8 protein-coding genes are annotated in these 10,447 nt (G+C 43.6%); 4 read left to right on the top strand and 4 right to left on the bottom strand.

Features of this window, described 5'->3' with window-relative positions:
* Window positions 1-807: 807 nt before the first annotated feature.
* Window positions 808-1,056, top strand: coding sequence for a hypothetical protein (locus F6K37_RS22730; RefSeq protein WP_008189486.1), 249 nt, complete (start codon window positions 808-810; stop codon window positions 1,054-1,056).
* An 83-nt stretch (window positions 1,057-1,139) separates the two neighbouring features.
* On the opposite strand, the gene F6K37_RS22725 is transcribed toward F6K37_RS22730, so the two are convergent.
* The 3 genes from F6K37_RS22725 to F6K37_RS22715 all read right to left on the bottom strand — a co-directional run bounded on the left by F6K37_RS22725 (window position 1,140) and on the right by F6K37_RS22715 (window position 6,607).
* A complete protein-coding gene (locus tag F6K37_RS22725; RefSeq protein WP_008189484.1) occupies window positions 1,140-3,431 on the bottom strand; it encodes a GumC family protein in 2,292 nt (763 codons plus the stop codon).
* Window positions 3,432-3,977: 546 nt separating this feature from the next.
* Window positions 3,978-4,751, bottom strand: a complete 774-nt coding sequence (hisA, locus tag F6K37_RS22720) for a 1-(5-phosphoribosyl)-5-[(5-phosphoribosylamino)methylideneamino]imidazole-4-carboxamide isomerase (protein ID WP_008189482.1) — start codon at window positions 4,749-4,751, stop codon at window positions 3,978-3,980.
* A gap of 170 nt (window positions 4,752-4,921) precedes the next feature.
* Entirely contained in the window at window positions 4,922-6,607 is a 1,686-nt protein-coding gene (locus F6K37_RS22715) for a transglutaminase-like domain-containing protein (RefSeq protein WP_008189481.1), read from the bottom strand.
* Window positions 6,608-6,838: 231 nt separating this feature from the next.
* Here F6K37_RS22715 and F6K37_RS22710 point away from each other — a divergent pair, with 231 nt between their 5' ends.
* Genes F6K37_RS22710 through F6K37_RS22700 form a run of 3 tightly spaced genes read left to right on the top strand, consistent with a single transcriptional unit; the run spans window position 6,839 to window position 9,393 of the window.
* Window positions 6,839-7,678, top strand: a complete 840-nt coding sequence (locus tag F6K37_RS22710) for a DUF928 domain-containing protein (protein WP_008189480.1) — start codon at window positions 6,839-6,841, stop codon at window positions 7,676-7,678.
* Window positions 7,679-7,723: 45 nt separating this feature from the next.
* Window positions 7,724-8,164, top strand: a complete 441-nt coding sequence (locus F6K37_RS22705; RefSeq protein WP_008189478.1) for a C6orf136 family protein — start codon at window positions 7,724-7,726, stop codon at window positions 8,162-8,164.
* Window positions 8,165-8,202: 38 nt separating this feature from the next.
* Window positions 8,203-9,393, top strand: coding sequence for a TRC40/GET3/ArsA family transport-energizing ATPase (locus F6K37_RS22700; protein WP_044495167.1), 1,191 nt, complete (start codon window positions 8,203-8,205; stop codon window positions 9,391-9,393).
* A gap of 41 nt (window positions 9,394-9,434) precedes the next feature.
* Here the strand turns inward: F6K37_RS22700 and F6K37_RS22695 are convergent, their stop codons facing one another.
* Complete coding sequence (locus F6K37_RS22695) at window positions 9,435-9,839, bottom strand: hypothetical protein (protein ID WP_008189474.1); 405 nt, start codon at window positions 9,837-9,839, stop codon at window positions 9,435-9,437.
* Window positions 9,840-10,447: the final 608 nt, after the last annotated feature.

Here is a 10,447-nt window from a genome sequence, read left to right as displayed (position 1 = left end):
AGCGATAACTAGTAACAGTTAAATAGGTAAGCCCAAATCAATACAGCTATGTAACTATATATAAACAAATCTATCTAAACATGCTGGCTCAAGGGCATAGATTGAATTTCTAGATGTTTTACAAAACTTGACATCATTTAGTTCCATTAGTCGGTTTAATCATGCCTACCTACTAAATGGGTAATTTGGGAAACCCTAGTAATTCATGTGATCCCAGCCCTGAACGCTACTTGGTATGACACTAACTCTTGATTTTCATCATCACTTTAAAAAGCGATGCTCTTACAGAGCCGCTACGCGATCGCATCCCCTTTTTCACCCAATCAAGCTAACCCAAATAACAAAACTCAATCAATTAGGGGGTCAAACCCCTCAACTTATCTGAAACGACTGGGTTCAAGATTTTAATTAGATGCCCTAAATTGTTGTTAAAGTCAATTCTTATATTGTAGCAGGCATTACCAAATTCAGCCATCAAAACCCTACCTATCCCAGGGCTAAACCATTGCTCTGTATCTAATACAGGAAAAGGAAGACAAGGAAGACAAGGTGGACTTGGAAGAAAGACAAAATAACCAAACAAAATCATCTTCCTCCCCCTCTACCCCCTTCTCTGCCTCTCGCATTACTCTAAAACAAATACGTAAGCCTTGGTTGAATACGACAAGCCCGTCCAAAGCAATTTGGACAGGGTTGAGCATCACTATCAAGACTGAGACAGGAACTATCTCAGTTTTACTACTAACGTTTACACCACAGGGCGTAAACGCTGGTTCGCTCTCAACACACTACCTCGAATTTTGAACTATGAAACCCTGTGCCGATCAGAATTTAGGTGCCCATGTATTCTGGAATCCTTATCAGCCTCATCAACCATTAACACTCTTTTCTAAAACTGCTCACCCTGTAGCGGATAAACGTTTGTATCGTAAGGGTAAACGGTTACGCTTAACTGTCGAGGTTTCCCTAGTCCTGTTCACACTAACCTTGATGGTGTCAAGGGTGATGCTAGTCCTGTTAACATACGTATTTTCATCCCCAGCTACTGATCACTAACTATAATGATTAATGGTCAATTAACCATTAACCATTAACAAAAAGCAATCAAGCATATTAAAAGTTATTAACTGGACTTCATATCATCTCATGTTCTGATCTAGAAGCTTTTTCACCTTCATGGTTGCTGAATCGGTTGTATAGTAGTCCTGATGGTGATAATAGGAGCTAGTTGCGTAGTTCTCAACATCATTAGCAACAATACCTAAAAGATTAGTCCTAGAGGTTTTGAGTTCATCCAAGGCTTGCATTAGAACTGAGCGGTCAGTCTTGTTTAATCTGCCTACGAAGACCATACCATCCGTGTTAGCTGCTAGAAGGCGGCTATCGGCAAGTCCGATCACGGGAGGTGTATCATAAATAACTAAATCAAAAACAGCATTAAAATGCTCCATCAAAGTTCCCATCTTTGGCGCAGATAGTAACCGAATCGGATCATGTGCTGGGGAACCAGCAGTTAGCACATGAAGATGATCCCACAGGGGCACTTGCTGGATGGCTCGGTTAGCTTTGATCCCCTTACTAAGGACGTCACTCAAACCAAGTTGATTGTTCAAACCAAAAATTTTATGTACCCGGGGACGGCGCAGATCTGTATCCACCAGTAGCACCCGCCGACCCATAGCAGCAGCCACTATAGCTAGGTGGACAGCAACGGTAGATTTACCGTCTGCTGGTCTAGCTGAGCTAATCACAATAGATTGGATTGGCTTATCGCAGCCGAGTAAGCCAATATTGCGATGGAGGAACCGAAACGCCTCTAAAAAGGGAGAAGCTTGCTGCAGTTTTGGCGTTGAGTTATTTTTCTGATTCTTAGGGAAGCTTGGAACAAAAGGTATACCTTTGCAGCTTGATGACTTGGTTGCCTTAAGTGCTGGATGGTAAGGAATAACACCAAGAAGAGGCAATTGGGTATGATGTTTAAGTTCGTCGGGAGAGTGGAACACATGGTCTAAGCGCTCCATCAACCACCCTGTTCCTGCACCCAGTAATATACCTGCGATCGCTCCCAAAATAATCTGAAGTTCCTGATGTTGCGGAATCGGATATTGAGGCTGTTTGGGTTTGAGAATAAGTTCCCAAGAATAAGGCTGGAAGCTTTCCTTAAGCTCCAACAGAGTGTCTAATCGTTGGGTTTTATCTCTAAGTTTTTGCCGTAAACTGGTGTAGGTTGGATCTATCACCAACATCTGTTTCATGTCTTGCTCAAGACTTTCTTCTTCCTCAGCAAGAGCTTGTTGTCGTGCTTGCAAAACTGATATTTGGATGCTCCGATCTACCAGTTGTTGAGTGAGCTGCTGGTGAATTGAATTGGGTGATATCTTAGGAACATCTGTATTTGTTAGTTTGATCCCTAGTACCTGTTCAGCTTCAGAGCGTAACAGGGATAAGAAATTATACTTTTGCTGCTGTAGGGTCTTGATGGTTGGACTGTCTGGAGTATAGCGGCTTGACTCGATAGCGATCTCAGCCTCAACCTCTTCTAGGTGGTTGAGCATCTTTTGGTAGTAAGGGTTTTCAGCCAAATTCACTTGAGCCAGAGCTAACTCCGAGGCGCGAGAGTCCTTGACCTGATTTGATGACAGTCCTAGCTTTTGAGAGATGATCTGGTAGAAGGACTGAGCTTCCTTAAGCTGGATGTGAGTATCTAATTGCTGTTGCTTAATCTGGCTAATCTGAGTTGAAAGCTGCTGTTTTTGATTATCATAATCGATCAACTTGTACCCTAGCTCCAACTTCAGCAGTTCTTCCTCCAGTCTGTCTACTTCTTGGCGTACTTGAGGCAACTCTCTATTTGCTAGCTCAAGGTCCTTATGATGGTAACTTGCTTCTTGTTGGCGGGAGTACTTGATATAATTATCGGCAAGCTGCTTTAAAACAAAGTGAACTTTTTGAGGATCACTATCCCGGTAACGAACTTCTAAGACACTAGTTCCTTCAATATGTTTGATCCTCAGGTGATTATTCTTGACTAAAGACTTGTAGCTAGTTTTGCCATAGCGCTTGTTTATTTCCTCAATCACGGGAGTGATGAGTTTTTCACTACGCAGTACCAGCATTTGGGTTTTATAAGCCAAGGTTTCAAAACCTGGTATCGATTGATTTTCATGATCCTGTGCTGTCAGAGGCTCCAGACGCAGCCGGAACTTGCCTTCATACAGAGGTTTCTGATTAGAGGTCCATACAAAAATACTAGCTGTTATCGTAATTGCTACACCAGCAGCCACTAAAAAGCGACGCCGTATGATCGTCCAAATCTCCTCTAGCTTACGCCCATCCTGATAGTATTTTGAGTTTCTAGTGTGGTAGATGACGGGCTGTGAGTGGATATATTTACCATTCCCCTGTGGGAAAAGCTCTGATTTATTGCCCATCTCTATATGTGCCTTTTTATTTATTGGTTTAAGTTATGTTCAAGAGTAACTGAACCTATGGCTAATCGCTCCCCTATCATACCTTCAGTAGTTGCCACTAACCATCAGCTCTGTAGTTAGTTTGTGTTAACAAACTAGTTTTTGACACTAGAACTGGAAAATTTTACGCAAAACTTATCAAATATCCGGATAAAATGAAGGAATGGTTAAGTTAGGGGAATGGTGTTTACTGGTACCAAGTTACATTCATAGGTAGCACTATCTACCTATCTCCCCATTACCTTGTCCTCCTGCCTAGCTAAATAACACTTGAAGAAGGCAATTGAGTTTAGTAGTATTGTCTTTAATTTCAGTTATAAATATAAAAAGGAAAAGGTCAATGGTTGGAATTCCTTGCCCTTTCCCCCTTTACTAAACTTTTACAGTGTAATCAGGAAGCAATTAGACAAATTATTATCTTAAAATATTACCCCTGAGAATGAAAAACTGATCATGGGGTATTTGGCTCGAATCAGATCAATTTTCCATTTTTCCATTGACGAGTGATCAACCAAAGCTAGAAAAGCCCATATCTAGAGGGATATCTTGTAACCTTCCAGGACCGACTGCTTGAATAGCTTCTTTGAGAGACATATCTCCGGTGTAAAGCGCACGACCAACAATTACACCCCTAACCCCTAGAGGTTCGAGGGTCAGTAGACTCAATAGGTCAGTGATTGAACTGACACCCCCAGAAGCAATCACGGGGATCGAGATATGGCTTGCTAGTTCTCTTAGAGCGTCTAGGTTTGGTCCAGACAGAGTTCCATCCCGGTGAATGTCGGTGTAAATAATCGTAGTTACTCCCAGCTGAGTCATTTGCTCAGCTAGGTCAATTGCTGCAATTTCTGAGGTTTCTAACCAACCGTGAGTGGCCACCCATCCCTGACGAGCATCAATACCAACTACAATCTTCCCTGGGAATTTAGTGCAAAGCTGTTCTACTAGGGAAGGGTCTTCCACCGCTGCCGTCCCTATAATGACTCTATCGACGCCTAGAGTCAACAGTTGAGTCACTCCGGAGCGGGAGCGTAATCCACCACCGACTTGCACTGGCACAGGTACCGCCTGCACAATTGCTTCGATTGCCTTAGTGTTCACTGGCGTACCCAGTTTTGCGCCATCCAAATCAACCACATGCAGCCGTGATGCACCTTGTTCAACCCATTGTTTCGCTACCTCGACTGGGTTATCGTTAAATACTTGCGCACGCTGGTAGTCTCCCTGGACTAACCGCACACATTTTTCTTCAAGTAAGTCTATAGCTGGAATAACATCCATGACTCAATTTCCCCCTAACCTATAGTGAACTACCGCACACCAATCCCAGCAGGTATGGTGTACGCTTCTGAAATCACGGGGGTAGCCCAAGTCTAGGAGTTACGTCCTTGATTTGGTCTTAGATCCCCTCCAACCCACTTCTTTCCGGCTACCCTTGCCAGCAGTAGTCCTTATTGTTCGATTGAAGCACTACCACTGGGCAATTCTGCCACAATCTTAAACCGCACATGATTAATGGCTAACTCACCAATGGAAATATCTTCCTTTTTCACAGGCACCCCTTGGCTCTTCAGGATTTCAAACTTAATTCCTTTACCGATCTCTATATGGTACCAGGCAAGACCCATCAAAAACCGAGTGGGATAAGGACCCCCTTCAACCGTATCATCAGCACTGGATTCCATGGGTAGCCAGCCGATTCCTGGGATATAAAATTCCATCCAAACATGATTAAAATCTGGTACCAAAGGAATACCGATTTGGTCAGGATGGGGAGGGCATTTGTAACGACCAACAGTGCGGCACGCGATCCCATTAAGGCGTGCCAAAGCTAGCAATACTCCCAAATACTCCCCGCAAGACCCCACACCCCTTCGTAGCACAATGTCTGGAGTATCTATTTTAGGGGTCACGTGGTAGGAAAGTTTGTCGTAGACATAATTGCGAATACTGTAGATTTGCCGCAACAGATTCGTTTCGCTACCAATTGCTTCTTTAGCCGAACGGCGGATGATTTCTGTATCCATGGCTAACTTGTCATCATCGACCAAATAACGGTTCTGAAATTCTGGCGGTAACTCAGGCAACCCCTCCATATCCCGTGGTGTCAGGCGGTACTTGATACTCCAGACTTCTAGGAGTGCCTTCCAACCAAAGATATGGCGTTCCCCTGGCTTGAGGTTGTCAAACTTAAAAACGGCAACTTGCTGACCATCTTGAACGTCTATAGTAAAGGGTATACCCACAGGTTCGACTTTTGAGACCTTTTGTCGGTCAGTTTCCGATGGCAAGGCAATTCGCCATTCCAAATCATTCAACTCGATATCCTTGAGGGGGTCAAGTTCCTCGACATAGGACATTTCGATTAAATAGCCATTGGAGAGTGCATAGCGACCTTCCGGATTGTAGGTAAAGTGTAACGGATGAATAAAAGTGCGATCGCGATACTGCAATTCATAATTAGGATCAGCGTTAGGGTTATCCCGGATGTAAGCCTCCTCAGTTGCATAAGCAACATAGAGGGTATCGTCTCCCGTCTGGGGGTCAGTACAAAACGCTAAGCCAGTAGGATTTTCAAAGGGGGTGAGTACACTGAACTGAATTTCGCCAGTTGCTCGATCAAGACAGTAAACTGTCTGTTCTTGGTCATCCGATACCCACAGTTCTTCATCGCGGATTGTTATATGTTCAATGCCAACTCCGGGAGAACGCAACCGGGTAATATCATGACCTGTATTGCTGCTATAAATAATAATATATCCAACTTTTTTACAGGTAACATAAACAGTTGAATCTTTAACAGCGATTCCGTTAGCGGTGTAAGGCAAATCAACAAAGTGTTGTAGGGTTAAATTATCATTGATATGGCAAAAATAGACACTATCTTGTAGCGTTAACCATAGGGTTTCTCCTGCCAGGGCTAAACCACTCACACCGACCAAATCTGAGTCCCGTTCTGGATTCAAAATCCTTGTGTTATCTGTGAAGGGATCAATTTCTAAGAGATAGCCCTTTATCGAGTCGATAGCAATTATTTTTTCTCTCCAAAATGCTATACCTTGCAAGGCATATGCTCCAATTGGTCTGATAGTTTTGTCGAATTTTTGTCGCTCTTTCAAAAATGAAGCTGAATTCATAATCATGAGTAAATCAGATGAAGAACAGATGAAGATTTCGACAAGATTATAAGCTTATAGTGGCGATGTCTCAAATACCTGAAGTTATTGTTAAAATGAGGCAGGTAAGGTATGAAAACCTGATCCTCTTATAGGGGTTACGGGTGCCTCGAAGGGCTGTTGTTATGCCATACTTGTTACTTATCCTGCTTACTTAAGAGAAACTTGGCTCTACCAGGGAATAGTTTTATCATGGCTTGGTTAACACGTTCATCAAAATTTACGCTCTTAACGGTTGCTTTGGCTTTCAGTCTGGCAGTCAATCTTCCAGCCCAGGTACAAGCTCAGGCGAGTTCTTCCCTAGGCAGGGAACTGATTGAGAAGATACCGAACCACTGGGAAAGTTATTTATCTGAATATGATCCACCTTCAGACGACGGAAATGGTACACCCTCTGATCTCGGACGTCCTGGAGGAACTAGGGGTCCTGGAGGAACTAAGGCTACCAAATGCCAGAAATCAAACCTGAAAAATCCTGTAGCGTTGGTTCCCAGTTCTGGGATGGGAACAACGGTTGCTGAATACCCCACTTTCTCTTGGTATATGCCCTGTATAGAATCAGCATCAGGGCTATATTTAAAGTTTGTGCTGAAAGATGCCTATGAAAAGGAGGTTTACTCAGTCAAGTATCCCTTACCGGATACGGTAAATCATGGAATTAGGAGTATAACGCTTCCTACCTTTGTTAACCTACCTCCCTTAGAAGTTAATCAGAACTATGACTGGCAGGTAAGATTGATTGATCCCGGCGACTCGTCAAACAATATCTATATTGATGGTGGGGTCAAGCGAGTTGAAGAAGCTCCAAACCTAGCGGAGCGTTTAAAACAAGCAACCCCCCAACAGCGTGTTGTGATCTACGCAAATGATCGGCTTTGGTACGAAACATTAACGACTCTGGTAGAATTGCGAAGGCAGCGCCCCAATGACGAGAACTTGGCAGAAGCTTGGAACAAACTTCTGGATTCGGTCGGGTTAGGTGCAATTGCTGAAAAAGCCTTGTTTGAACATGCCAGTACGACTCACAACTAAATAACGAAATATATTAGGTTATTAATACCTGTATGAATACAACGTATGAATACAAATCGGTATAATAACACTGAAGACCGTGACCGACAAGAGATTCGTCAGTCCATAGCCCAAATTATCCAACAAGACTATCAAAGGTTCCCAGCTGACCAAACTTATAGCATCTACGCCTCAGACGTCTATTTTAAAGACCCCCTCAACCAGTTTCGCGGGCTTGAGCGTTACAAACAAATGATTGCCTTTATCAATCGCTGGTTCCTTGAGCCCCATCTAGATTTGCAAAACATTTCCCAGTCAGGAGATACAATAAAAACCCGCTGGACTCTGAGCTGGACTACGCCATTACCCTGGAAACCGCGAATGACTATTCCTGGCTGGAGCGAGTTAAAGCTGAATGCTGAGGGATTAATTGTTTCTCATATAGATTATTGGGACTGTTCACGCCTGGACGTACTTAAGCAGCTTTTGTACAGTAATGTAAAGTAAATAAATCTAAACTTTTCTCAGAACAGCTGGAGCATACCATGCGCGTAATTTTGATGACCGGTAAAGGAGGAGTAGGAAAAACCTCTGTAGCCGCTGCTACTGGCTTGCGTTGCGCCGAGTTAGGCTACAAAACCCTAGTTCTGAGTACTGACCCAGCTCACTCCCTAGCAGATAGTTTTGATATTGAACTCAGTCACGACCCCCGATTAGTTCGCCCCAACCTTTGGGGAGCAGAACTTGACGCTCTGATGGAATTGGAAGGAAACTGGGGAGCGGTTAAGCGTTACATTACCCAAGTGCTGCAAGCTAGGGGCTTAGATGGGGTACAGGCAGAAGAATTAGCCGTTCTTCCTGGTATGGATGAAATTTTCGGTCTCGTCCGCATGAAACGTCACTACGATGAAGACGAGTTCGATGTTCTGGTTATTGACTCAGCTCCCACTGGTACTGCGCTACGGTTACTGAGCTTACCAGAAGTCAGTGGCTGGTATATGCGCCGTTTTTATAAGCCACTACAAAGTATGTCAGTTGCTCTGAGACCTTTGGTTGAACCGTTATTCAAACCCATTGCTGGCTTTTCTTTACCAGATAAAGAGGTCATGGATGCTCCCTATGAGTTTTATGAACAAATTGAAGCCCTAGAGAAGGTACTCACTGACAACCAACAAACATCAGTGCGTCTGGTTACTAATCCTGAGAGAATGGTGATTAAGGAGTCCTTACGAGCTCATGCTTACTTAAGCCTATACAACGTTGCCACTGATCTAGTTGTTGCCAATCGGATTATTCCTGACCAAGTAACTGACCCATTTTTCCAACGCTGGAAAGAAAATCAGCAACAGTACCGCCAAGAAATTCACGACAATTTCCGGCCTTTACCCATTAAAGAAGTTCCCCTCTATTCCCAAGAGATGTGCGGTATTGAAGCGTTGGAGCGTCTCAAAGAAACTCTGTATGGTTCAGAAGATCCCACTCAAGTGTATTACCAAGAAAACACCATTAGAGTAATACAGCATAAAAATGAGTACAGCCTAGAACTGTACCTACCTGGTATCCCCAAAGACAAAATACAGCTTACTCAAACAGGAGATGAATTGAATGTTCGCATTGGTAACCATCGCCGCAATTTAGTCCTCCCCCAAGCTTTAGCTGCCCTGAAACCTTCAGGAGCCAAGATGGAAGAGGATTATCTCAAAATCAAATTTGCCGCTGGTGCAGTTAATATCTGATCAAGCCCTGTAGAGTTGGAGTCAATCTACACAGCAGTAAATTAACCCTTTCTGAGCTCCTGAGCCATTTTGAGGAACGGATCCAGGCTTGAGTCAGGGCGACGGGGTTGAGAGCTTACCTGACCGTTTTGTTCTAATTTAGTTCCAGACTGGGAAGCAGTCTCAGAAGTGGCCATAGGTGTCTGATTTTGGGAAAGGGTGACTTTATCCGTAGCGGAGGTCTGCTCTACCACTTCACCGCTTAAAACAGCAGTCTTGGTCTTGGGAAAGGATTTCTTGACCTTAACAGGGGTGCGCATGTAGTCAATGTTTCCCATGGTCTTTGCTTCATCTGTGTCCAAGAAATACTCTTGGGACTGGTTAGCTTCTATGGACTGTTCCATGTCCTGGCTGTCTTCATCAACGTACTTGGTCTGAGAGTTGAACAAATTGCCTAAGAGTCCCATAGTTAATTTTTCCTGCCTCTAGGTAGTCTATTGTTATTTAATGTTAACTATTATAAATATTTATATCATAAATCTTTTGTAAAAACTGATATCAACACAAAAAAACCTCAGCCACTTACAGAGGATATACTCTGCTCTTAGCTGAGGGAATTAGTCAGGGTGCATCTATTACTTATCTATCCAACTGGGTTGTCACCCCATCAGGAAGCCAAATGAAACATGGGGTGGAACCCAGCGCTTGTTAAAAGCAGTAGAGAACCCGCACCAAGAGAGTGATTGCTTATAGGGCAAATGCCTAGGGCATATCGCCACCACTGGCTATAAGTTTAGAGACACCTTGTTTGTAGGCTAGAATACTGAGCTAATATTTAGCTTCATCCGCTCTTTAGCCTCACATCTCAATGCTACCCCATGAGTGTGAGGCTAAAGAGCGGACAGGAACTGTATTGCATAGGTTGAAAAATGCTATAATGAAAATAGTAGGGAAGACAAATTAAGAGCTAACCGCCACCTACGTGCCTCAAAATTGAACTTTTTTGTATGGTTCCGGTGGGTCGGGGCATCCCGGAGACGAAACCTTAGAATAGGGTTTGAAGTTACCGTAAGAT

It is taken from the genome of Moorena sp. SIO4E2, assembly GCF_010671945.1.
Classification (GTDB): Bacteria; Cyanobacteriota; Cyanobacteriia; order Cyanobacteriales; family Coleofasciculaceae; genus Moorena; species Moorena producens.
Note: the sequence above shows the minus strand (reverse complement) of the source record. Positions and strands in the feature narration are given on the sequence as shown.

Excerpts from the sequence above, each read along its gene's own strand:
- F6K37_RS22730 (WP_008189486.1), top strand. The coding sequence starts at position 808 with ATGAAACCCTGTGCCGATCAGAATTTAGGTGCCCATGTATTCTGGAAT.
- F6K37_RS22725 (WP_008189484.1), bottom strand. The coding sequence starts at position 3,431 with ATGGGCAATAAATCAGAGCTTTTCCCACAGGGGAATGGTAAATATATC.
- hisA (WP_008189482.1), bottom strand. The coding sequence starts at position 4,751 with ATGGATGTTATTCCAGCTATAGACTTACTTGAAGAAAAATGTGTGCGG.
- F6K37_RS22715 (WP_008189481.1), bottom strand. The coding sequence starts at position 6,607 with ATGAATTCAGCTTCATTTTTGAAAGAGCGACAAAAATTCGACAAAACT.
- F6K37_RS22710 (WP_008189480.1), top strand. The coding sequence starts at position 6,839 with ATGGCTTGGTTAACACGTTCATCAAAATTTACGCTCTTAACGGTTGCT.
- F6K37_RS22705 (WP_008189478.1), top strand. The coding sequence starts at position 7,724 with ATGAATACAAATCGGTATAATAACACTGAAGACCGTGACCGACAAGAG.
- F6K37_RS22700 (WP_044495167.1), top strand. The coding sequence starts at position 8,203 with ATGCGCGTAATTTTGATGACCGGTAAAGGAGGAGTAGGAAAAACCTCT.
- F6K37_RS22695 (WP_008189474.1), bottom strand. The coding sequence starts at position 9,839 with ATGGGACTCTTAGGCAATTTGTTCAACTCTCAGACCAAGTACGTTGAT.